General features: G+C 60.9%; 18 protein-coding genes. 11 read left to right on the top strand and 7 right to left on the bottom strand.

Annotated elements, in window-relative coordinates; genetic code table 11:
- Window positions 1–600: 600 nt before the first annotated feature.
- Entirely contained in the window at window positions 601–2,199 is a 1,599-nt protein-coding gene (locus RM6536_RS08600; RefSeq protein ID WP_060824812.1) for an ABC-F family ATP-binding cassette domain-containing protein, read from the bottom strand.
- Between the two features lie 292 nt (window positions 2,200–2,491).
- On the opposite strand from RM6536_RS08600, the gene RM6536_RS08605 reads away from it, so the two are divergent.
- The 3 genes from RM6536_RS08605 to RM6536_RS08615 are packed head-to-tail and all read left to right on the top strand — an operon-like array spanning window position 2,492 to window position 4,729.
- Window positions 2,492–3,133 (top strand): biotin transporter BioY, encoded by a 642-nt coding sequence (locus RM6536_RS08605; protein ID WP_060824813.1) that lies wholly within the window; start codon window positions 2,492–2,494, stop codon window positions 3,131–3,133.
- A 32-nt stretch (window positions 3,134–3,165) separates the two neighbouring features.
- Window positions 3,166–4,065 carry an energy-coupling factor ABC transporter ATP-binding protein gene (locus tag RM6536_RS08610; RefSeq protein ID WP_060824814.1) on the top strand — a complete coding sequence of 300 codons (900 nt, stop codon included), beginning with the start codon at window positions 3,166–3,168 and terminating at the stop codon, window positions 4,063–4,065.
- A complete protein-coding gene (locus RM6536_RS08615; RefSeq protein ID WP_060824815.1) occupies window positions 4,055–4,729 on the top strand; it encodes an ABC transporter permease in 675 nt (224 codons plus the stop codon). The genes RM6536_RS08610 and RM6536_RS08615 overlap by 11 nt, the downstream gene beginning before the upstream one ends.
- Window positions 4,730–4,808: 79 nt before the next feature.
- On the opposite strand, the gene RM6536_RS08620 is transcribed toward RM6536_RS08615, so the two are convergent.
- Window positions 4,809–5,663 (bottom strand): DUF4253 domain-containing protein, encoded by an 855-nt coding sequence (locus tag RM6536_RS08620; RefSeq protein WP_060824816.1) that lies wholly within the window; start codon window positions 5,661–5,663, stop codon window positions 4,809–4,811.
- Window positions 5,664–6,203: 540 nt separating this feature from the next.
- Between RM6536_RS08620 and RM6536_RS08625 the strand changes: the two genes are divergently transcribed.
- Complete coding sequence (locus RM6536_RS08625) at window positions 6,204–6,704, top strand: HD domain-containing protein (RefSeq protein WP_060824817.1); 501 nt, start codon at window positions 6,204–6,206, stop codon at window positions 6,702–6,704.
- Window positions 6,705–6,975: 271 nt separating this feature from the next.
- On the opposite strand, the gene RM6536_RS08630 is transcribed toward RM6536_RS08625, so the two are convergent.
- From RM6536_RS08630 to RM6536_RS08650, 5 genes are all read right to left on the bottom strand, one after another.
- Window positions 6,976–7,305: a metal-sulfur cluster assembly factor gene (locus RM6536_RS08630; protein ID WP_060824818.1), complete on the bottom strand. Its 330-nt coding sequence runs from the start codon at window positions 7,303–7,305 to the stop codon at window positions 6,976–6,978.
- Window positions 7,306–7,345: 40 nt separating this feature from the next.
- Window positions 7,346–8,104, bottom strand: a complete 759-nt coding sequence (sufC, locus tag RM6536_RS08635; protein WP_060824819.1) for a Fe-S cluster assembly ATPase SufC — start codon at window positions 8,102–8,104, stop codon at window positions 7,346–7,348.
- 19 nt (window positions 8,105–8,123) lie between these two features.
- Entirely contained in the window at window positions 8,124–9,398 is a 1,275-nt protein-coding gene (gene sufD / locus RM6536_RS08640; protein WP_060824820.1) for a Fe-S cluster assembly protein SufD, read from the bottom strand.
- The gene (gene sufB / locus RM6536_RS08645) at window positions 9,398–10,855 is read right to left on the bottom strand and encodes a Fe-S cluster assembly protein SufB (protein WP_060824821.1); all 1,458 of its coding nucleotides are present in this window, start codon (window positions 10,853–10,855) and stop codon (window positions 9,398–9,400) included. Before sufB ends, sufD begins: the two co-directional genes overlap by 1 nt.
- Before the next feature lie 218 nt (window positions 10,856–11,073).
- Entirely contained in the window at window positions 11,074–11,952 is an 879-nt protein-coding gene (locus tag RM6536_RS08650; RefSeq protein ID WP_060824822.1) for a helix-turn-helix transcriptional regulator, read from the bottom strand.
- A 176-nt stretch (window positions 11,953–12,128) separates the two neighbouring features.
- On the opposite strand from RM6536_RS08650, the gene RM6536_RS08655 reads away from it, so the two are divergent.
- The 7 genes from RM6536_RS08655 to RM6536_RS08685 all read left to right on the top strand — a co-directional run bounded on the left by RM6536_RS08655 (window position 12,129) and on the right by RM6536_RS08685 (window position 22,320).
- Window positions 12,129–13,262, top strand: a complete 1,134-nt coding sequence (locus RM6536_RS08655; RefSeq protein WP_060824823.1) for an ABC transporter ATP-binding protein — start codon at window positions 12,129–12,131, stop codon at window positions 13,260–13,262.
- Window positions 13,259–14,197: an ABC transporter permease gene (locus tag RM6536_RS08660; RefSeq protein WP_060824824.1), complete on the top strand. Its 939-nt coding sequence runs from the start codon at window positions 13,259–13,261 to the stop codon at window positions 14,195–14,197. The genes RM6536_RS08655 and RM6536_RS08660 overlap by 4 nt, the downstream gene beginning before the upstream one ends.
- 800 nt (window positions 14,198–14,997) lie before the next feature.
- The gene (tkt, locus tag RM6536_RS08665) at window positions 14,998–17,100 is read left to right on the top strand and encodes a transketolase (protein WP_060824825.1); all 2,103 of its coding nucleotides are present in this window, start codon (window positions 14,998–15,000) and stop codon (window positions 17,098–17,100) included.
- A 187-nt stretch (window positions 17,101–17,287) separates the two neighbouring features.
- Window positions 17,288–18,391, top strand: coding sequence for a transaldolase (gene tal / locus RM6536_RS08670; protein ID WP_060824826.1), 1,104 nt, complete (start codon window positions 17,288–17,290; stop codon window positions 18,389–18,391).
- A 296-nt stretch (window positions 18,392–18,687) separates the two neighbouring features.
- On the top strand, window positions 18,688–20,235 hold the full coding sequence (gene zwf, locus RM6536_RS08675; protein ID WP_060824827.1) for a glucose-6-phosphate dehydrogenase: 1,548 nt from the start codon (window positions 18,688–18,690) through the stop codon (window positions 20,233–20,235).
- Window positions 20,232–21,218 carry a glucose-6-phosphate dehydrogenase assembly protein OpcA gene (locus RM6536_RS08680; RefSeq protein WP_060824828.1) on the top strand — a complete coding sequence of 329 codons (987 nt, stop codon included), beginning with the start codon at window positions 20,232–20,234 and terminating at the stop codon, window positions 21,216–21,218. Before zwf ends, RM6536_RS08680 begins: the two co-directional genes overlap by 4 nt.
- Entirely contained in the window at window positions 21,211–22,320 is a 1,110-nt protein-coding gene (locus tag RM6536_RS08685; RefSeq protein WP_060824829.1) for a 6-phosphogluconolactonase, read from the top strand. The genes RM6536_RS08680 and RM6536_RS08685 overlap by 8 nt, the downstream gene beginning before the upstream one ends.
- The last annotated feature ends 96 nt before the right edge of the window (window positions 22,321–22,416 follow it).

A 22,416-nucleotide genomic window follows, 5' to 3' on the forward strand; every position in this document is an offset into this window, starting at 1 on the left:
TGGCAGTTCTCCTTCGTGAGCGGGCGGGAATCTCTTCTCCCCCGCGTTAGCTCACCATCCGTAGTGAGCCCTAATGTTTCGCATTTGCGTCCTCGCAATGGCGGGAACAGTTACAAGTCTACGCCCCATACATGTTGGGTTTCTACCATTTTTCCCACAATGTATGTAGAGACACACGAAAAATTCAAAAAGCCCACACAGACCCCCTGAAATATCGCCTAAGAGCTTTTCTTTCCCTCCGAAAAACCCACAAGGCAACATTATTTCCCGTCAAATACGCCACGAGTTTCGTGTGCCAGAACCCACAGTTCCCATGCACGGGAACGCAATAACACCACATATAATCAGAAAACAATACAACCCCACGGGTCAGGTCACATTTTCGGCACTATTCACGCGAAAAAATACCGACAAAATCTTCCGCAACGCATCTTCAGAACATAGAAATACGCCCCAGACAATACGCCCCGGACAATAGAACAACGCGCACAATAAAACAACGCGCGATACACACAAGACACGCAAAGAGGCCCCGGCGCCACACGGCACCGGAGCCTCTTCCATGCTTTTATGTCGGTGAATAGTGCTTTACGCCAGCCTTTACGCCAGCGAAATCAGATCCTGGTAATCCTTCGACCACAAATCCTCCACCGCATCCGGCAGAAGCAGCACACGCTCAGGATTCAGCGCCTCCACGGCGCCCTCATCGTGAGAAACCATCACAATAGCGCCCTGGTACGCCTTCAACGCATTCAGAATCTCCTCACGCGAGGCGGGGTCCAGGTTGTTGGTCGGCTCATCGAGCAGTAGCACGTTCGCACTCGACGCCACCAGGGTCGCCAGGGACAGACGGGTCTTCTCGCCACCGGAAAGCACACCGGCAGGCTTATCCACGTCATCACCGGAGAACAGGAACGAACCCAGAATCGTACGCACGCGGGTGTCATCCAGATCCGGCGCAGCAGACTTCATGTTCTCAAAGACAGTGCGGTCACCATCAAGAATTTCGTGTTCCTGCGCAAAATAGCCCAGCTTCGCGCCGTGACCGTACACGACCTCACCCGTGTCAGGCTCAGTGGAACCAGCCAGCATGCGCAGCAGAGTGGTCTTACCGGCACCGTTCAGGCCCAGCACCACCACACGCGAACCTCGGTCAATCGCCAAATCAACGTCCGTGAAAATCTCCAGAGAGCCGTAGGACTTCGACAGACCTTGAGCAGAGAGCGGAGTCTTACCGCACGGCGCCGGATCCGGGAAGCGAATCGCCGCAACCTTATCGCTCTGACGCTCCTCCTCCAGGCCGCGCAGAAGCTTCTCAGCACGCTTAATCATCTGCTGAGCAGCAACAGCCTTCGTCGCCTTCGCGCGCATCTTATTCGCCTGCTCCATCAGAGCATTCGCCTTCTTCTGCGCATTCGCACGCTCACGCTTGCGACGGTGCTCATCCTGCTCACGCTGAAGCAAGTAGTTCTTCCAGCCCATGTTGTACTGGTCAATCACGCAGCGGTTCGCGTCCAGGTAGAAGACGCGGTTGACGACCAGTTCCATCAGCTCAACATCGTGGCTAATGACCATCAGGCCGCCCGAGAAGTTCTTCAAGAAATCGCGCAGCCACAGAACAGAGTCGGCATCCAGGTGGTTGGTCGGCTCATCCAGCAGCATGGTGTCCGCATTGGAGAAGAGAATACGCGCCAGCTCCACACGGCGACGCTGACCACCCGACAGAGTGGACAGCGGCTGGGCGAGCACACGCTCCGGCAGGTCCAGGTTGGAGGTGATGACCGCCGCCTCCGACTCCGCCGCGTAGCCGCCGCCGGCGATGAACTCAGCCTCCAGGCGGTCGTAGCGGCGCATACCCTTAGCGCGCACCGCCAGGTCCTCACTCGCCATGTCTTCCTGCGCCTGACGCATCTTGCGCGCCACACCGTCCAGGCCACGCGCCGAGAGGATGCGGTCACGAGCCAGCTGGCTCATGTCATCCACCTTCGGGTCCTGCGGAAGGTAGCCGATAGTGCCGCTACGGGTCACCGTACCGTCAGCGGGCAGGGTCAGACCGGCAAGCACCTTAGTCATAGTGGTCTTACCGGCACCGTTGCGGCCCACCAGACCGATCTTGTCGCCCTTATCGATGCGGAAGGTGACCTCTTCCATGAGCAGGCGCGCGCCTGCACGCAATTCGAGGTTCTGTACAGCAATCATGGGTGCCTTTCCGGATGGCGGTCTGGTGTGTGGTCTTGGGGTGCTCGGTAGGCGGGGCCCGCCGGGGTGTTTATGGTGAGCGCGCGGAGCACCTCATCAATTTTAGTGCAGGTGTGCCGAGTGCGCATGTGGGAAACCTTTTGTTTTTGTGGCGTGAGGTGTACTATACATACCGAACACTATTTGTAGAACATTGTTCAAAAATTGGGTTGTGACAAGCAGTCAACCACCGCTACCCTCAACTCCGTAGAAAAATCTGCGGAGAAATACGTATCAAAGGAGTACCACCTCAATGACCGATTCCGCGCGCGAATCAGCCCAGGCAGCCCAGGCAACCCAGGCACCGCGCCGTAACGTAGCGGCAAAGACCTCGCTTGCCACCGACCTCTCCCTCATCGCAGTGTTCGCGGGCTTCATCGCCGCGCTCGCCATCATGCCCGCCATGAGCCTGGGCGGCATCGCGGTTCCCTTCACCTTCCAGACCCTCGGCATTTACATCACCGCTCAGGTGCTCGGCGGCAAGCGCGCCACCGCCTCCGTGGCGCTATACCTGCTAGTTGGTTTCGCGGGCCTGCCCATCTTCGCTAAGGGCGGCGCCGGTTTGGGTACGCTCGCCTCCCCGAGCGCCGGCTACCTGCTCGGCTTCCTGCCGTTCGCAGCCATTGCCGGTACCCTCGCCTACCTGTTCACCCGCAACACCCGTTCGGTGGGTGCGACCTTCCTCATGGCTCTGCTCGCGAACTTCTGCGGTTTTGTGGTTCTGACCGCCTGCGGTATCGCCGGTATGATGGTGAACGCCCACATGAGTTTTGACGCTGCCTTCGCCGCCGCCATGGTGTTCGTCCCCTGGGATCTGGCGAAGTCCACGATCGCGGTTCTGGTTGGCCTGTCGGTACGCCGCGCCTTCCCGTCCTTGGCTTCTGCCCAGCGTTAAAGGCACACGATGTGCCCCACGAGAGGAAATCTATGTTTTTTCGCCGCTCCACGCGTCAGAACGCACCGCAGGATGCGCACGCAACGCCCGAGCAGACGATGAGCACCTCTTCTAGCATGCCCGCCCTTGAGCTTGAATCGGTGAGTGTTTTCACCGAGCTACCCGAAGGCGGGCATCGCCGTATCCTCAAGGATGTGAGCCTGCGGTTCACGGCGAAGCGCACCGCGGTTCTGGGTCTGAACGGTAGCGGCAAGTCCACCCTACTGGGGCTTTTCAATGGGCTCACCCACCCGGATGAAGGTATTGTGCGCGTGAACGGCGTCGACACCCTGGAGGCGCCGAGCCGCGGCTCGAAGGGTGCGGGTGCTCGCGGTAATTCGCAGGGCGCTTTTGAGGGTGTGGGCATGCTCTTCGCCCAGCCGGAGGCGCAGCTGATTATGCCCACCGTTGCCGAGGATATTGACCTGAGCCTGCGCCGTGCCGCAGCCGTTGAAGGTAGTTCCCTCAGCGGTGATCAGCGCCGCGAACGGATTCGTGAACTGCTCCGTGAGCGCGGCCTCGAACGTCTGGAGGACCAGAGCGTTTTCACCCTCTCAGGAGGCGAAAAGCAGCTGGTCGCTCTCACCAGCGTTCTGGCGGCGCGCCCGCAGATTCTTCTGCTCGATGAGCCGACCACCCTGCTGGATTTGCGCAATCGCGCACGGTTGCTGAAGCATTTGGAGTCGCTGGATCAGATGCTGGTGCTCAGCACGCACGATCTGGATTTGGCGGCGTCCTGCGATGAAGCCGTGATCATTCATGACGGCCGTTTGCTCGCTCAGGGGGATGCGGCGCAGCTGGTTCAGCAGTACCGCACGTGGTGTGCCGAGGGGTTCCCCAACGAGGACGCTACCGAAGGTCTGGATTCGTCAGGAGGCGCGCATGGGCGCTAACACGCCGCGCGTGAACCCTCGCCCCGCCTCCCAGGGCTCGGATTTCAACCCCGGTACCCTGCTGGTGGGTTTCTACCAGCCGTTGAACACGCCGGTGCATCGGGCGCCGCTGTGGCTCAAGGGCACGCTCTTCTTTGGGCTGTTCCTGCTGTTGGCGGTGACCGGCTGGCAGGTGGCGCTGGTGGCTTTGGCTGCGTCCACGCTCTGCGCGTTGTGGGCTGGTGTGCCTGCCTCCCAACTGTGGCTGGTGGTTCGCACACTGTCTCTGCTGCTACTGATCATGGTCGCCTATTACGTGTTTACAGGGCAGTACGCCTCCGGCGCGGATGCTATCGCGACGATGCTGACGGCTTTCTACGCTTCCCGCACCCTGCTGGTGAGCACTCCCCTGCCGGTTCTGATTGACGGTTTTGTGAGGCTCTGTTCGCCGCTGCGTTTCGTGGGTCTTTCTCCCGAGCGTCTGGGTCTGCTGATCGCGCTGATGATTCGGTCGATTCCGGCGCTCATGGACCGTTGGGGTGCGTTGCGCAGGGCGGCGGTGGCGCGTAATCTACCCAAGCGCATGTATTGGCGGCTGCTGATTCCGTGGGTGGTGCAGGCGGTTGATTACGCGACGGCGACCGCTCGTGCTTTGCGGGCACGACACGTGGACGAGCTGAAATAGCGCAGATACGCGAGAGGGGCGGGGTGAACCGTAAAGTTCACCCCGCCCCTTCGCTGTGCCTCGCCTAGCTTAGGCTGGTTTAGGGCGTTTCAATGAGGAGCGCCGCCGGCAGCTGCTCCCACCACAGGTACCAGTCGTGCTGGCCGTAGAGCGCCTCCACAAGCTTGTCGAAGCCGCGGTAGACACGCACCGGCATCGCCGAGGAAACCATCGTATGCTCAACCGCCAGGATCTCTGCGTCGCGGCGGGTTGTGACCGGTACAGGCGTGTAGAACTCGATAAAGTCCGAGGCGATAACAGCCGGGTAGGCGTCGTCGCGTTCAAACCAGTAGCGGGCAATGGACAGCATCGCCTCGGGGCTGGGGCTGGAGTCCCACCCGCCGAAAGGCAGGTAGGCGAACACCCCGGAAGCATCCCACAGCGGCAGGTCCATGATGAGCAGTTCCGCGGCGCTGTCAATGTCGGTGGCTTTGACCTTCTCATTGATAATGCCTGCGGTCAGTTCGAAGGGGTACTCCGCTTTCAGCGGCATAGCGATATCGTCTTCACCGAGTTCGCCGTTTTCCATGAGGAGGCGGTAGGTCTGCAGGTAGGTGCTCTCGTTCAGGTGCCGGAACGCCTCGTGCGCGGCAATTTCTACACCGACCTGGTCCAGGTAACGGTGATGGTCGGTGATGAGGTCGTGTGCGTACCGCTTGATGGTGTCGGCGGTGATGTTCTGCACGGGCGTTGAAGTACGCAGGGAGACGTTATTCTCAATAGTTCCGAGCAGGGTCGGGTCGAGGGCAACCACGATGGGGGTTGTTCCCCGGTTCTTGCCCTCGTAAAGGTGTTCGAGGTATCGCCGGTTAAGTTCGGCTCGTGGGGCGCCGTGGCGGATTCGCTCGTGTGGGTAGGGATACAAGGCGACGAAGCGCTCATAGAGCTCTGCCATGGTGTTCTCCGATGTTTGGTTGCCCCCAGTTTATCGCGTATTTTCGCGCAAAAATACGGGTTTTTGAAGGTTTTAGCAGGGCACGGAGGGCGCGCGATTTTTTCGTTTGATGAGTGTGTATCGGTGTGTGCTAAACACGCTTAAACTGCCTTAGTGTTGGGCGGTTTGTGCGCCGATTTTCGCTAGAAAAAGTTAGAAATTTTTCGCCACCATATGAGATTTTGGGCGAGTTACACCGGGCGGTACCAAAGGGTTCGGCGGACACTTTCGCGGAGGGGCGGGCGCCTCCTGAATGTCTGTTACCAACCGCAGATACGCGGCAGAAAGGGCACCAAACCCACAATTTCAGAAGGAAAAACACCCTCTTTTCTTCTTCGGCGCGTCATATTTGACGTATTAGGGGTTTTTCGGGCGAGTTCCGTCACCGCCGCGTAGCTGCTGGAGTAAAGTGTTGGTACCAGCTACCACCCGTGCCGCGTTGGTACGGAATACGCCGCTGGGACCATCAACTCGCAGGAGTTCAAACCAACGGAGGTTCTCATGTCGAATAACTACTACAAAGAGATGGTTCGCCTGGCTGACAGCATCGCTGATAAGGCGCATGAGGGGCAGACTGATCGTAACGGCTGGCCCTATATCTCCCATCCCCGCCGTGTGGCTCTTGGGGTGCGTAAGCTTGCTAGTGAGTTGGCTGCCGCAACTCACCCTGATATCTCTTTGGAGGAGCTGAAGGCTGAAGCGCAGATTGTGGCGCTGCTGCATGACACGGTGGAGGATACCGGCGTTTCTCTCGCTTTCTTGGCGCGTCATTTCTCGGCGCGTATTGTGGATGCGATTGAGGCTTTGACCCGCCGCCCGGGTGAGTCGCGTGAGTCGTATCTGAGCCGGGTGCGTGTGAATGATTTGGCTCGTCTGGTGAAGCTTGCCGATATTGCGGATAATACTGACCCGCAGCGTTTGGCTCTTCTGGAGGAACCGACTCGAACCTGCCTCATGATTAAGTATGAGCACTCGCTGAAGCTGCTGCACCTGAACGACTAGGTAGACGACGAATAGCCTCGTCTTAGCGATGTAAGGAACCCCCGCCTCCGCCGCGTACACGGTATACGGAAGGCGGGGGTTCTTTTCGCCCTAGTTTGTTTGCCCTAGTTTTTGCCCAGCCCCCAGTCACCCAGTCACTCGGTCGCACAGTCCCCCGGCAGATTCGCCCCTCCCAAAAGACACAAAGACCAGCACACAAAAAAATACCCGCCCGGTGCCGAAGGCATACACCTTCCGCACCGGGCGGGTACCTTATCTGCGAGTCAGGAGCTTAGATGTTGAAGCCCAGCGCGCGCATCATATCGCGGCCGTCCTCAGTAATACGCTCCGGGCCCCACGGCGGCATCCAAACCCAGTTCACACGCCAAGAATCAACCAGGTTATCCAGGTTAGCCTGAACCTGCTCCTCAATAACCTCCTGCAGCGGGCACGCCGCAGTAGTCAGAGTCAGGTCCAGAATGAGGGTTCCATCCTCATCCCAGCGCAGACCGTAGAGCAGACCGAGGTCAACAATATTGACGCCAAGCTCCGGGTCAATAACCTCCTTGAGGGCTTCCTCAATCTCTTCCTGAGGAACACGACCCTGCACAGTCTCAGTCATAGTTCTATCTTTCTGTCAGAATCCGGTAAGGAGAAGAAGCTTACTTCTTACCCACGTAAGCTACGTAGCCCTCTTCTTCCAGGCGGTCAGCCAGCTCGGGGCCGCCCTGGTCAACCATCTTGCCGTCCACGAACACGTGCACGAACTGCGGCTTGATGTAGCGCAGGATGCGGGTGTAGTGGGTAATCAGCATGACGCCCATATCGTTCGCCTCATGCGCACGGTTCACGCCCTCAGACACGATCTTCAGTGCGTCAACGTCCAGACCGGAGTCGGTCTCATCCAGGATGCCGAACTTGGGCTTGAGCAGCTCCAGCTGAAGAATCTCGTGGCGCTTCTTCTCACCACCGGAGAAGCCCTCGTTCACGTTACGTGCGATGAAGTCGGGGTCAATCTCCAGGTTCTTCATGGCTTCCTTAACGTCCTTGGTCCAGGTACGCAGGGAGGGAGCCTTGCCGTCCACAGCGGTCTTAGCGGAACGCAGGAAGTTGGACATGGTCACGCCAGGGATCTCCACCGGGTACTGCATAGCCAGGAACAGGCCTGCGCGTGCACGCTCGTCCACGCTCATCTCGGTGATGTCCTCACCGTCGAGCAGAATCTGACCGGAGTCAACCTGGTACTTGGGGTGGCCAGCAATGGTGGAAGCCAGAGTGGACTTACCGGAACCGTTCGGGCCCATGATTGCGTGAATCTCGCCCGAGTTGATGGTCAGGTTAACGCCCTTCAGGATGGGCTTGGTGGTTTCGTCGTCGAGGATAACCGAGACGTGAAGGTCCTTGATTTCAAGAGTAGACATTGATTTCTCCTGGTAAAGCTTAGTTGTTGCTGAGGGCGAGCTCTGCCTCAAGGGCCTCGGTGAGCTGCTCTTCAAGTTCGGGAACACGAATCTGCTGAATGATCTCGTTCAGGAAGCCGCGCACGACCAGACGGCGTGCCTCAGCCTCCGGAATACCGCGAGCCTGCAGGTACCACAGGTGCTGCTCATCGAGCTGGCCGGTGGTGGATGCGTGGCCGGCGCCCTCAATCAGGCCGGTCTCAATCTCCAGGTTCGGCACGGAGTCGGCACGGGGGCCAACTTCCAGCAGCAGGTTACGGTTCAGCTCGTAGGTGTCGGTGCCTTCTGCATCCTTACCAATCAGAACGTCACCAACCCATACGGAGTGCGCACCCTTACCCTGCAGTGCGCCCTTGTAGGTCACGCGGGACTTGCAGTTGGGTACGGAGTGGTCCACGAACAGGCGGGACTCAATGTGCTGGCCGGCGTCTACGAAGTACAGGCCGTACATTTCAGTCTCAGCGCCGGGAGCGGTGAACTTGGTGGAGGGGGTCACGCGCACCAGGTCGCCGCCGAGGGACACCACAACGTGCTTGAAGCGTGCGTTGCGGCCCAGCTTAGCGTAGTGTGCGGAGGCGTGGATTGCGTCGTCAGCCCACTGCTGCACGGAAACAACGTTCAGCTCAGCCTCGTCGTTCACCACGAACTCAACATTCTGTGCCAGGACGGTGGAGCCGGTGTGGCGCAGAACCACGACAGCCTTCGAGAAAGGCTTAGCCTCAATCACGATGTGCTGTGCGGCAGGCTCGTTGCCGGTGCCGGTGATGTCGATTTCCACGTGCTCAGCCAGTTCAGCTTCGGCGGGGATGGTCACCACGGTTGCTTCGGTGAAGCTGGACCACGCGTTCGCTGCCACACGGTCCTCGGGGATACCTGCGGAGCCGATGCGTGCATCCTCGCGGGAGACGGTCTCAACCTGAACCTGCTCGGGTGCAGTAATCTGCGGTGCCGGTGCGGTGCCGGTCAGCTTCTCCAGGTGCAGGCCGCCCAGACGCTTCAGCGGGGTGAAGCGCCAGTCCTCTTCACGACCGGTCAGGGGTGCGAAGTCCTCCACGTTGTAGGAGGTCTTACGCTCTGCACGGGATGCTTCGAGTACCTTCTGGATGTTGTTCGGGTTGGAGCCCTGGTGGTGTGCCTCGGTGGCACGGTACAGGGTGTCATCGTGGGCGAACTCGGTGGCGAGCTTCTCGCCCTCCTGGTCCATACCGGGGATGATCGGGGAGTGGTAACCCAGGGTTTCTTCGTTGGTCGGCATTAGCCCACAGATCCTTCCATCTGAAGTTCGATCAGGCGGTTCAGTTCGAGTGCGTACTCCATCGGCAGCTCACGTGCGATGGGCTCAACGAAGCCGCGGACAATCATTGCCATTGCTTCTTCTTCGCTCAGGCCGCGCTGCATCAGGTAGAACAGCTGGTCCTCGGAGACGCGGGAAACGGTCGCCTCGTGACCCATGGTCACATCGTCCTCGCGGACATCCACGTAGGGGTAGGTGTCGGAGCGGGAGATGGTGTCCACCAGCAGTGCGTCACAGACCACGGAGGACTTGGAGTGCTTAGCGCCCTCACGAACCTGAACCAGGCCGCGGTATGCGCTGCGGCCGCCGTTACGTGCCACAGACTTGGACACAATGGTCGAGGAGGTGTTCGGCGCAATGTGAACCATCTTCGAGCCGGTGTCCTGGTGCTGACCCTCACCCGCGAATGCGATGGACAGGGTCTCACCCTTAGCGTGCTCGCCGACCATGTAAACAGCCGGGTACTTCTGGGTGACCTTGGAGCCGATGTTGCCGTCCACCCATTCCATGGTGGCACCCTCGTGCGCAACCGCACGCTTGGTCACCAGGTTGTAGACGTTGTTCGACCAGTTCTGGATGGTGGTGTAGCGAACGCGTGCGTTCTTCTTCAGCACAATCTCAACCACTGCGGAGTGCAGGGAGTCGGACTTGTAGATGGGGGCGGTGCAACCCTCAATGTAGTGAACGTAGGAGCCTTCGTCCGCGATGATCAGGGTGCGCTCGAACTGACCCATGTTCTCGGTGTTAATGCGGAAGTACGCCTGCAGCGGGATCTCCACGTGAACTCCCGGGGGAACGTACACAAAGGAGCCACCGGACCATACGGCGGTGTTCAGTGCGGAGAACTTGTTGTCACCAATCGGGATGATGGAGCCGAAGTATTCCTTGAACAGTTCGGGGTATTCGCGCAGACCGGTGTCGGTGTCAACGAAGATCACGCCCTGCTTCTCCAGGTCCTCACGGATCTGGTGGTACACGACCTCAGACTCGTACTGTGCAGCCACACCCGCGACGAGAGAGTTACGCTCCGCCTCGGGAATGCCCAGACGCTCGTAGGTGGTGCGGATGTCCTCGGGCAGTTCCTCCCAAGAAGCCGCCTGACCCTCGGTCGAACGCACGAAGTACTTGATGTTGTCGAAGTCGATTTCGGAAAGATCCGCACCCCAGGTGGGCATGGGCTTACGCTCGAAGAACTTCAGCGCCTTCAGACGCATGTCCAGCATCCACTGGGGTTCGTTCTTCTTTGCAGAGATGTCGCGCACGACATCCTCATCCAGGCCGCGCTTTGCTACCTGGCCTGCTTCGTCGGAGTCTGCCCAACCGTACTCGTAGTTGCCAATGCCCTCGAGTTCGGGGTTCATCTCCAGGATCTCTGAAATGACGGTGTCGTTGGCGTTCTGCCCAACTTTCTCAGTCATTACGGCCTTTCTTCGATGGTTATTACATTTCTCGCCGCCACCTGCCGGTTGCAGGCGCGGTAGTTGAGGGGGGCTGATGCCGCGCTCAACCACGATGCGTGATGCGGTGTACGCGGTGTGCTTGCGGTGTACACCGCGTGGTTGCGGGCGGATTTCAGCGTGCGGCTCGCACCCTTGACGGGTTCATCGGGGTGTGCCGCTGGGTACTGCGGTGATTGTTACGCGGAAGATTCCTCCGAAGGTTTCCCTGCGGATTCTTCTGCGTTCTTCTCACTCTCGGCGGTGACGCGGTTCAGGGGCACATGCGTGGTACACACGTGAGCACCCGAAGCCATGGTTGAAAGCCTACGGACATCAACGCCGAGCAGGTCAGAAATAATCCCGGTTTCCTGTTCGCAGAACACTTGGAAGTCTCCAGCGAGGTCGCGCACCGGGCAGTGACCCTGACAGAGCTGAATACTTGCCAGGAAATGCTCGGGAACAGTTCGTCCTGCAGGAGGAGCGGTGACCTGCGCGGTCGCCACAAAACCATCCTTGCTCATTGCCTCTGCGAGCGCCTGCGCTCGGGCTGCCACATCGTCACCGGCGGCTTCTACGACGGGTCGGTAGCGGGCTTCCATTTCTGCGGCGCGGGCGGAGGCGAAAGCTTCGAGAGCTTCCTGGCCGACCGTGTCGCGGAGCATTTGCAGGGCTTCGCGGGCGATGATGAGGTAGTCGTTGCCGAGGCGTTCGTGGCCCTGGGGGGCGATCACGTAGCGGCGGGCGGGTCGTCCGGCTCCGGCGCCGTGCTTTTTGATGGGCGCAACCTCGATCATGTTGTTGGATTCGAGGGCGTCGAGGTGGCGGCGTACCGCTGCGGGGGTGAGGCTGAGGAGCTCACCGAGGGTTGCTGCGGATACGGGGCCGTTGTTGAGGACTTCACGCAGGACGCGGTCTCTGGTGCGTTCTTCTGCCTCGGCTTTGCGCTTGGATGTGCGTGCCGCGGAGGACTTTGTACTGGAAGCACCAGTAGAGCCCGAGGCGGCGGTTCGGGTGCCGTTTCGGGTCTGCGCCTCGTTCGTTGAGACGCGCTGAGGGGTCTTATTCACGGAATACACAAATAAAGTATGTCCTAATTAGTTTTTCTTTGGCTAGTTAGGTACCCCTACTTGCTAACTTTTCTACCTTAAAGTGAACTTTTAAGTCATAACGGGTGTGCCTTAAACGTGAGTTAGGGCATAAGATGAAGGGGGCACACACGCTCATTCATCGAAAAAATCGAAAGTGACTGTCTATGGAGACCACCACCGCGGGCCAGCAGAACCGCCCGGAGCGTGCATCCGCCGTGCCAACGGCACACGCTGAGCACCACACGGAGCCCAGCGCCTCCCCCACCGCACGACGACGCATCATCACCGAAGAACCGGCGCTCAGTATTAAAGACCTCATCAAAGAGTTCAAACCCTCACGCGCCTTCCGCGCCAAATACCCCGAACGGCTCACCGCCAGCGGGCTCTACCGCGCCGTCAACAAAGTCAACCTGCGCGTCTTCCCCGGCGAGGTGGTCGTCCTGCTTGGAGCTAACGGCGCCGGCAAGACCACGACCCTCGCCTGCGCGCAGGGTCTGCTCAAACCCACCCGCGGTACCGTGCGCCTCCTCGGAGAAAACCCGCTGCAGGCGGACCCGGAGCTGCGCGCCAAGGTCGGCATTATGCTCCAGGACGGCGGCCTGCCCAACGCCATGCACCCCATCCCGCTGCTGGAACACATCTCCACCATGTACACCGACCCGTACCCGGTCGAAGAGCTGGCAGAACGCCTGGGCATTGATGCCTTCAACGGCACCACAATTCGCCGCCTCTCGGGTGGTCAGAAGCAGCGCGTCTCCCTTGCCGCCGCCCTCATCGGCCGCCCGGACGTGCTCTTCCTCGACGAGCCCTCCGCAGGCCTGGACCCGCAATCCCGCAACGTCGTCTTCGACATCATTCGTGAACAGCGTGAACTCGGCACCGCCATTGTGCTCACCACGCACCTGATTGACGACGCGCAGAAACTCGCCGACTACGTGTACATCATTGAAAACGGCACCACGGTTCAGGAAGGTACCGTCTCCGAGCTCATCGCCAGCGACGGCACGAACCGCCTGCAGTACAGCCTGAACGCGCCCACCCCCACCCGTGAGCAGCTGCTACCCGCGCATCTGCGTGCCGGTGTGGAGCTCATCGAGAAGGTGCCCTACACCCCGGCACGTGACGGCGCCCCCTCCGTGCCCGGCGAGTATGAGCTGGTTGGCGCGCTACGCCCCGAGCACCTGGCGGCGTTCACCGCGGCACTCGCCGAGCGTTACCTCATGCCGATTTCTCTGACCATGGAACCGAAGACCCTTGAGGATGTCTTCCTCGACATTTCAGGACGTGATATCCGATGAGCAACACCGCACGCACCAACAACCGGGCCGCAGAAAACGCTGCCGAAAACGCTGCCGAAAACCTTGTAAAAGAGAACCGAGCAGAAGAGAACCGCGCGGAAGGGCACCGCATGGAAGAACGCGCCGCGAACACCCGCCCCAAGGTTTCTTCTATTGACGAAGACGAGGAGTACATTCCCCCGCGCGCGAACTACCCGCTCGTGCGCGTCATTGAGCAGGGCCGCTACGAAACCATGGCGATGCTACGCAATGGCGAACAGCTGATGCTCAACATTATTTTTCCCGTCATGGCGCTCATTGCCCTGCGGTTCACCGGCCTGATTGATGAATACGCTAACTCGGTCGGTGTCTCCCGCATGGACGCGGCGGTCCCCGGCGTTCTGGCGCTCTGCGTGATTTCTACGGCGCTGTCCGGTCAGGGCATTGCCACCGGTTTTGATCGCCGCTACGGCGTGCTGCGGTTCCTGGCGACCACTCCCCTGGGCCGTAACGGCCTGATCATGGGCAAGTGCATTGCGGTGCTGGTGGTCGTGGCGATTCAGTTCACGCTGGTGGCGGTGCTCGGGTACGGTCTGGGGTGGCGCCCGGACGCTATCGCCGTCTCGCGCTCCATCATCACGATGATTATGGGCGCCGGCGCATTTACGGCGCTGGGTCTGCTCATTGCCGGTACGGTGCGCGCGGAGGCGACCCTCGCCATCGTGAATATCGCCTGGGTGATTCTTGCCGGTGCCGGCGGCGTCGTGTTCCCGCTGAAGTCCTTCCCCGACTGGTACGCCGCGGTTGTGGCGTGGTCGCCCTCGGCGGCTCTGGGCGATGCGCTGCGCGGCAACTTCATTCAGCATCAATGGCTTGCCGACCCGCACTGGGTATTGATCGTATGGACCGTGGTCATTGGGTTTATTGCCTCACGCAAGTTCAAGTGGTCCGACTAGTAGTGATCTAACTAGTAGCGACCCAGATAGAAGCATCCCAGCTAGAGGCGACCTGATCGCCCCTGATGGTCACAGCCGCAGGTAAAAAGGCACAGGCAAAAGGCACAGGCTAAGCCGCGGGTTAAAAGGTGGGCGCCGGATATGTTCCGACATATCCGGCGCCCATTTATTTAACACAAACTTTTAGCCTCAACCGCACACAAAATGTACGGTCTGAGACTAAAAGATAGCACCCCCTCCAGAACCTTATATCTCGCCACCACAGCAAGATAGTCATCAGTTTCCGCGCGGAGGAGGGGCTTCAATCACCGAGATGCAGACCGACCCAACCACTGTTTCGGTCTGCAACCTTCCTGCTCAACCTTAACATGAGCTTCACCACTTACACAAAAATTGTTACATTACTGAACAATATTCAGCCACGAGCTCAGCAATACCACCCAAAAGTACGCACCCCACACCCGGAAAGACCAGTCAACAGAGGCATAACAGCCCGTATCACCCTGTGTGTATCACCGCGTATCACCCTGTGAATGTCTGCATTCACACACCGGATACTGCCGTCCGGTGAACTATCCTGTTAAAACGAAAGGGTCGAAACAAACCTCCCGGCTCCCCGCACCTACCCGGGCATTTACCGGGGCATCTACCGGGTGCTTACCAGGGCACTTACCCGAGTACCTACGCAGGTACCCATCGGCGCGGGAATATGCACCCCCGAAGGCACGTTACACCCGACGGACAGCGCGCTAGCACAAGCCTGCTGGCGCATCCACTCACGTTGTGAAAGGACACCCCACGTGGCAGAGAACTTCCAGTGGACTGAAACCGACCAGCGCGCCGTAGATACCGCACGTATCCTCGCCGCAGACGCCGTAGAAAAGGTCGGATCCGGTCACCCCGGCACCGCAATGAGCCTGGCGCCGGTCGCCTACCTGCTCTTCCAGAAGGTCATGAACCAGGATCCCTCCGACGACCGCTGGGAAGGCCGTGACCGCTTCATCCTCTCCCCCGGCCACACCTCCCTCACCCTGTACACTCAGCTGTTCCTCGGCGGCTACGGCCTCGAAATGAAGGACCTGGAAGCCCTGCGCACCTGGGGCGCCCTCACCCCCGGCCACCCCGAATACAAGCACACCAAGGGTGTAGAAATCACCACCGGCCCGCTCGGCCAGGGCCTGGCATCCGCCGTCGGCTTCGCCTACGCACAGCGCCGTATGCGCGGCATGTTCGACCCCGAAGCAGCACCGGGCACCTCCCCCTTCGACCACCACGTCTACGTCATCGCCTCCGAGGGTGACGTGCAGGAAGGCGTCACCGCCGAGGCGTGCGCGCTCGCAGGTCACCAGGAGCTCGGCAACCTGATTGTCGTCTGGGACCGTAACCACATCTCCATTGAGGAAGACACCGACGTTGCCTTCACCGAGGACGTAGCAAAGCGCTACGAGTCCTACGGTTGGGATGTTCAGCGCGTGGACTGGACCCGCACCGGCGACTACGTTGAGGACGTCGCGGAACTGTACGCCGCTATTGAGCGTGCGAAGGCTGTCACCGACAAGCCCTCCTTCATTGAGCTGCGCACCATCATCGGCTACCCCGCCCCCACCAAGCAGAACACCGGCGCAGTGCACGGCTCTAAGCTCGGCGCCGATGAGGTTGCCGCAACCAAGGAACTGCTCGGCTTCGACCCCGCCAAGAGCTTCTTCATCGAGGAGAACGTCCTGGCGCACACCCGTCAGCTCGTTGAGCGCGGCGCAGCGGCACACAAGGCATGGGACGAGAAGTTCGAGGCATGGGCTAAGGCAAACCCCGAGCGCGCCGAACTGTACAAGCGCCTCGTTGCAGGCGAACTGCCCGCAGACTACAAGGCTGCTTTCCCCGTGTTCGAGGCTGGCACCTCCGTGGCAACCCGCGCGGCATCCGGCACCGTCATCAACGCTATCGCTGACACCTTCCCCGAACTGTGGGGCGGCTCCGCTGACCTCGCCGGCTCGAACCTGACCACCATCAAGGGTGCAGAGTCCTTCAACCCGGCATCGCGCAGCACCGAAGACTGGACCGCCAACCCCTACGGCCGCGTGCTGCACTTCGGTATTCGCGAGCAGGCTGCCGCAGCAATCGTCAACGGCATCGTGCTCTCCTCCCCGACCCGCGCTTTCTCGGGCACCTTCTTCGTGTTCTCCGACTACCAGCGCCCGGCTGTTCGCCTCTCCGCACTGATGGGCGTTCCCGCACTGTACGTGTGGACCCACGACTCCATCGGCGTGGGCGAAGACGGCCCCACCCACCAGCCGATTGAGCACCTCTCCTCCCTGCGCGCTATCCCCGGCTTCGATGTGGTTCGCCCCGCGGACGCTAACGAAACCGCCGTCGCATGGCGCACCATCCTGGAGAAGTCCGACCGCCCCGCAGGCCTCGTGCTCTCCCGCCAGAACCTGCCCGTTTGGGCTCGTGAAGACGTGCACGCAGACGCTGAGGGTGAGAAGTTCGCTTCCGCTGAGGGCACCGCACGCGGCGGCTACATCATGGCTGATACCGAGGGCACCCCGGACGTCATCCTGATTGCTACCGGTTCCGAGGTTGAGCTGGCTATTCAGGCTCGCGCAACCCTCGCGGAGCAGGGTATCGCCGCTCGCGTGGTTTCCATGCCTTCGCGTGAGTGGTTCGCTGAGCAGGATGCAGAGTACCGCGAGTCGGTTCTGCCCTCCTCGGTTGCGGCCCGCGTCTCCGTCGAGGCTGGCCTGGCAATGAGCTGGTACGACCTGCTCGGCACCGCCGGCCGCGCCGTATCCATCGAGCACTTCGGTGCATCCGCCGATGCGAAGACCCTGTACCGTGAATTCGGTATCACCGCGGAGGCTGTCGTGGCTGCCGCTAAGGAATCCATCGACGCCGCTAAGTAAGCGATAACAACACCGCGGTAAACAACGTTGCGGTAACTGCCGCGCACACTGCGCTCCCCCCTGTGAGGGTGGGGCGCAGGCGCAACGGGTAGGCTCCGGCTGACCACTCAGCCGGAGCCTCCCGCCGCCCAGTAGATTTCACTGATATCTCAAATTTCAATTTCGACAAAGAATCGAAGGTTTTCACATGTCTGAGTCCACTCAGAAGCTTTCCGACGCCGGTGTCTCCATCTGGCTTGATGACCTCTCCCGTGAGCGTCTGACCAGCGGCAACCTCGCCGAACTCATCAAGACCCACAACGTTGTCGGTGTGACCACCAACCCCACCATCTTCGCTGGCGCGCTCTCCAAGGGTGCCGCATACGCTGAGCAGATGCGTGAACTTGCCGCCGCTGGCGCAAGTGTTGAAGAGGCAGTCTTCGCCGCAACCTGCGACGACGTACGCGCAGCCTGCGACGTGTTCGCACCCGTCTACAAGGCATCCAACGGTTTTGACGGCCGCGTCTCCATCGAGGTTGACCCCCGCCTGGCACGCGATGCTGAGGGTACCGCCAAGATGGCGCGTGAACTCTACGAGCGTGTGGGCCGCGAAAACGTCATGATCAAGATCCCCGCAACCCAGGAAGGTCTGCGCCCCATCGCAGAGACCCTGGCTGCTGGCATCAGCGTGAACGTGACCCTGATTTTCTCCCTGACCCGCTACCGCGAGGTCATCAACGCCTACATGCTCGGCCTGGAGCAGGCGCTGGAGAACGGTAAGGACCTGTCCACCATCCACTCGGTCGCGTCCTTCTTCGTCTCCCGCGTAGACACCGAAATCGATGCGCGCCTCGAAGCTGCCGGCGGCGACGCTGTGCAGCTCAAGGGCAAAGCGGGCCTGGCAAACGCACGCCTCGCCTACGAGGTGTTCGAGGAAATGTTCTCCTCCCAGCGTTGGGCACGTCTGGAAGCACACGGCGCAAACGTACAGCGCCCGCTGTGGGCATCCACCGGTGTGAAGGACCCCGCACTGCCGGACACCCTGTACGTCACCGGCCTGGTTGCCCCCAACACCGTGAACACCATGCCCGAGGCAACCCTGAACGCTGTTGCCGACCACGGCGAAATCACCGGCAACACCATCGTGCCGAACTACTCCGAGTCCAACAAGGTTCTGGACGCTATCGGTGCCGCAGGTATCTCCTACACCGAGGTCGTGGAGAAGCTCGAGGTTGAGGGCCTGTCCAAGTTCGACGTCTCCTGGGAAGAGCTGCTGCAGACCGTGCGTGAGGCACTCGAGCAGGCTAAGTAGCCGCACCTCGGTAGCCCCACAACACCTCAGTAGCCGCCGAAAATATAGTGCGGCACTAACCGCTGTCGGTGTGCACCGCCCGATGCGCACCGCGGCACCTCAACCTAATCTGCCGGGGTTCCCGCCAGAGCTTCACCGCTCGGGGAATCCCGGCGGGTTAGGTGCCCCTCATGTCATTCCGTCAAAACCGGTACAATACAGGGTACACACCTTCCAGAATGCGGCATCGCCTCCGCGCGAATAAGGTACGAACCGCGCGCCGCACGAACCAACCAAGGCAATCAAAGGAATATATTGTGACTAATGGTCATGAAGTGAACCCCCTCAGGGATACTCGCGACCGCCGCATTACCCGCATTGCGGGGCCGTCCGCGCTCGTCTTCTTTGGCGTGACCGGCGACCTTGCCCGCAAGAAGCTGCTTCCGGCAGTGTATGACCTCATGAACCGCGGTTTGCTCCCGCCGAGCTTCGGCCTCGTCGGCTTCGGCCGCCGCCCCTGGAGCGATGACGACTTCCGCGCCTACGTGCGCGAATCCGTTGAGGCAAACGCCCGCACCCCCTTCCGCGAGGACGTGTGGAACCAGTTCCAGCAGGGCATGCGATTCGTTGAAGGTGCCTTTGACGACGACGCAGCCTTCGAAAAGCTCAAGAGCACCCTTACCGAACTCGACGAGCGTGGCGCCCACGGCAACCACGCCTTCTACCTGTCCATCCCGCCGAAGGCATTCGAGCAGGTTCTCACCAAGCTCGCCGAGCACGGCCTCGCATCGCGCGATGAGGATACCGTCAACCCCGTCGACGGTTGGCGCCGCGTGGTCATCGAGAAGCCCTTCGGCCACAACCTTGAAAGCGCCCGCGAGCTGAACTCCATCGTGGAGGCGGTCTTCCCGCCCGACGCGGTGTTCCGTATCGACCACTACCTGGGCAAGGAAACCGTGCAGAACATCCTTGCAATGCGTTTCTCCAACCAGATGTTCGAACCGCTCTGGAACTCCAACTACGTTGACCACGTCCAGATCACCATGGCCGAAGACATCGGCATCGGCTCCCGCGCAGGCTACTACGACGGTGTGGGTGCAGCCCGCGACGTCATCCAGAACCACCTGCTGCAGCTGCTCGCCCTCACCGCTATGGAAGAGCCCCTCAGCCTCGACGCCAAGCACCTGCGCGCCGAGAAGGCTAAGGTCCTCGAAGCAGTCCGCATTGACGACCTGCCGAACTCCTTCGCGATTGGCCAGTACGCCGCAGGTTACCAGGGTGGCGAGCACGTCAACGGCTTCTTCGACGAAAACGACATCCCCGCAGACTCCCGCACCGAAACCTTCGCCGCACTGAAGGTATCCATCGCAAACCGCCGCTGGGAAGGCACCCCCTTCTACCTGCGTGCCGGCAAGCGACTGGGCCGCCGAGTCACCGAAATCGCCGTGATCTTCAAGAAGTCCTCCGACCGTCTCTTCGGCGAACGTGAAAACCCGCAGGTCGGCCAGAACGCCATCGTCATCCGTGTGCAGCCCGACGAAGGCATGACCATCCGCTTCTCCGCGAAGGTGCCCGGCACCCAGATGGAAATCCGCGACGTCAACATGGACTTCGGCTACGGCCACTCCTTCACCGAAGAGTCCCCCGAAGCGTACGAACGCCTCATCCTGGACGTTCTGCTCGGTGAGCCGCCGCTGTTCCCCCGCCACGAAGAAGTTGAGCTCTCCTGGAAGATCCTCGACCCCTTCGAAGAGTACTGGGAAGAAAACCGCATTAAGCCTGAACCCTACGAGTCCGGTTCGTGGGGTCCGCGTTCGGCACACGAGATGCTCGAACGCGACAACCGCGCTTGGAGGCGCCCGTGATCTCGCACCTGCATAACACCACCGTTTCCGCCATCAACAAGGAACTGAGCCACCTGGCGGCAGCCAACGGTAGCCTCAGCAGCGGACGAGTACTCACCCTCGTGGTCCTCGCGGAAAAGGGCCACTCCCGCGAGGCCATGCGCGCGGCAATTCGTGCATCCCACGAGCACCCGAGCCGCGTCATCGTGCACATTTCGCATGACCCGCTCGACCCCGACCAGCTGGATGCAGAAATCCACCTCGGCGGTGATACCGGCGCGTCCGAGATGATTGTTCTGCGCGGCTGGGGTAGCGCATCCCGCCCGACTGAGGCGCTGATTTCCGGTCTACTACTGCCGGACTCGCCGATTGTGGTCTGGTGGCCGCACTCGGTTCCGGAGAACCCCGCGCAGCACTCCATCGGTCGTATCGCTCAGCGTCGCATCACCGACTCTGCGCGCGCAGAAGACCCGAAGGAAGCTCTCAAGCACCTCGCCGAGGTGTACCGCGCCGGCGACACCGACCTGGCGTGGACCCGCCTCACCCTGTGGCGCACCCAGCTGGCTGCGCTCCTGGAGCAGGTGCCTTCCTCCCCCGTACGCCGCGTGGTTGTGTGGGGTTCGAGCAAGTCCCCGTCCGTGGTGCTGCTCGGTACCTGGCTCGGTTGGAAGCTCAACGCACCCGTGCACCTGGCGACCATCGGTGCGGCAAACCGCGGCCTGTACCGCGTCAGCATCGAGCGTGAAGACGGTTCCGTGACCATGTTCCGCCCCGGTATTTCCGTGGCGACCGTTTCCACCCCGTACGCGCCCGATCAGCAGATTGCGCTGCCGGTGCGTACCCTCGCCGAGTGCATCTCTGAGGAACTGCGCCGCCTCGACCCGGACGACACCTACGGTGACGTGCTGAAGCAGGCACTGCGCACCGTAACCCTCGTCGATGACACCTGCCAGCCTGAAGACATGCTGGACCTCGAAGAATACCCGGAGGTTTTCGATGCCTAAGATTCAGAACATGGGCGCATCCACCCCCACCCTGGTGGCGCACCCGACCCGCGAGGCCCTCGCAGCGGACGCGGTGACCCGCATCCTCGACATCATTGAGCACGTGCTCTCTGAGCGCACGATTGCCCACATTTCGCTGACCGGCGGCACCATGGGTATCGCCACCTTGAAGGCGTGGGCTGAGAACGAGCGTGTGAAGGATATCGACTGGTCCCGCGTGCACTTCTGGTTCTCCGATGAGCGTTACGTGCCCGAACGTAGCCCCGAACGTAATGACGGTCAGGCTATTGAGGCACTGCTCGCTCCCCTGCTTTCGCACGGCCTGGTTGTGGGCAATGTGCACCGTATGGGCCCGTCCGATATTTTCACCGGTCTTGAGGCTGCCGCCGAGCACTACGCTTTCGAGATGCGCGACTACGCCGGTTCCGCACCGGCTGTGAGCGTGCAGATGCCCGAGGGCGCAACCGAACTGCCGCTGGCTGGCGGTCACGGTGGCGGCGCAGGTCACGAGCACGGCGGCTCCGGCGGCTGTGGTTGCGGTGGCGGCGGTTGCGGTGGCGGCGGTTGCGGTTCTTCCGCACCCGAGCAGTCCATCGAAGAGACTACCCTCGACGAATTTGACGCTGAGGCTGCTGAGCCCGCAGGTGGTTGCGGATGCGGCGGCGGAGGCTGCGGTGGTGGCGGTGGCGGCCAGTGGCCCGCACCGGTCTTTGACATCACCCTGCTGGGCATGGGCCCGGACGGTCACATTGCGTCCCTGTTCCCGGGCCGTAAGCAGGTTCTGCTGGGTACCGGTCTGCCGGAGGACCCGGTTGAGGGCGGTAAGGCTGTGACCGTGATGGTTTCTGATTCGCCGAAGCCACCGGCTGAGCGTGTGTCGGTGACCCTGCCGATTATCAACAATTCGCGTCACGTGTTCTTCCTCATCACCGGTGAGGATAAGCAGGATGCGACCAGCCGCCTGCTGGCTGGCGCGAAGCTGGACGCTGAGGACCTGAATGCTGAGCTGCTGCTGGAAACCCCGGCGGTGGGTGCGCGCGGTAAGAAGCAGACCCTGATTTTTGCAACCGAGGAGTCGCTGGCTCCTGAGAACCGCCCGTAAGGTTCCGGTTCTGGCGCGGTTCTGAACTGCATCAAGATAAAGAGTGGAGCCCCGGATTGTTTCGACTATCCGGGGCTCCACTCTTTACTACGCCCG

It is taken from the genome of Rothia mucilaginosa (assembly GCF_001548235.1).
GTDB lineage: Bacteria > Actinomycetota > Actinomycetes > Actinomycetales > Micrococcaceae > Rothia > Rothia mucilaginosa_B.

Bases quoted from the DNA above. Each gene is read 5' to 3' on its own strand.
- sufD (WP_060824820.1), bottom strand. From the start codon at position 9,398: ATGCCGACCAACGAAGAAACCCTGGGTTACCACTCCCCGATCATCCCC.
- RM6536_RS08660 (WP_060824824.1), top strand. From the start codon at position 13,259: ATGAGCAACACCGCACGCACCAACAACCGGGCCGCAGAAAACGCTGCC.
- RM6536_RS08600 (WP_060824812.1), bottom strand. From the start codon at position 2,199: ATGATTGCTGTACAGAACCTCGAATTGCGTGCAGGCGCGCGCCTGCTC.
- RM6536_RS08655 (WP_060824823.1), top strand. From the start codon at position 12,129: ATGGAGACCACCACCGCGGGCCAGCAGAACCGCCCGGAGCGTGCATCC.
- sufB (WP_060824821.1), bottom strand. From the start codon at position 10,855: ATGACTGAGAAAGTTGGGCAGAACGCCAACGACACCGTCATTTCAGAG.
- RM6536_RS08620 (WP_060824816.1), bottom strand. From the start codon at position 5,663: ATGGCAGAGCTCTATGAGCGCTTCGTCGCCTTGTATCCCTACCCACAC.
- sufC (WP_060824819.1), bottom strand. From the start codon at position 8,104: ATGTCTACTCTTGAAATCAAGGACCTTCACGTCTCGGTTATCCTCGAC.
- RM6536_RS08630 (WP_060824818.1), bottom strand. From the start codon at position 7,305: ATGACTGAGACTGTGCAGGGTCGTGTTCCTCAGGAAGAGATTGAGGAA.
- RM6536_RS08605 (WP_060824813.1), top strand. From the start codon at position 2,492: ATGACCGATTCCGCGCGCGAATCAGCCCAGGCAGCCCAGGCAACCCAG.
- RM6536_RS08610 (WP_060824814.1), top strand. From the start codon at position 3,166: ATGTTTTTTCGCCGCTCCACGCGTCAGAACGCACCGCAGGATGCGCAC.
- RM6536_RS08685 (WP_060824829.1), top strand. From the start codon at position 21,211: ATGCCTAAGATTCAGAACATGGGCGCATCCACCCCCACCCTGGTGGCG.
- tal (WP_060824826.1), top strand. From the start codon at position 17,288: ATGTCTGAGTCCACTCAGAAGCTTTCCGACGCCGGTGTCTCCATCTGG.
- RM6536_RS08615 (WP_060824815.1), top strand. From the start codon at position 4,055: ATGGGCGCTAACACGCCGCGCGTGAACCCTCGCCCCGCCTCCCAGGGC.
- RM6536_RS08625 (WP_060824817.1), top strand. From the start codon at position 6,204: ATGTCGAATAACTACTACAAAGAGATGGTTCGCCTGGCTGACAGCATC.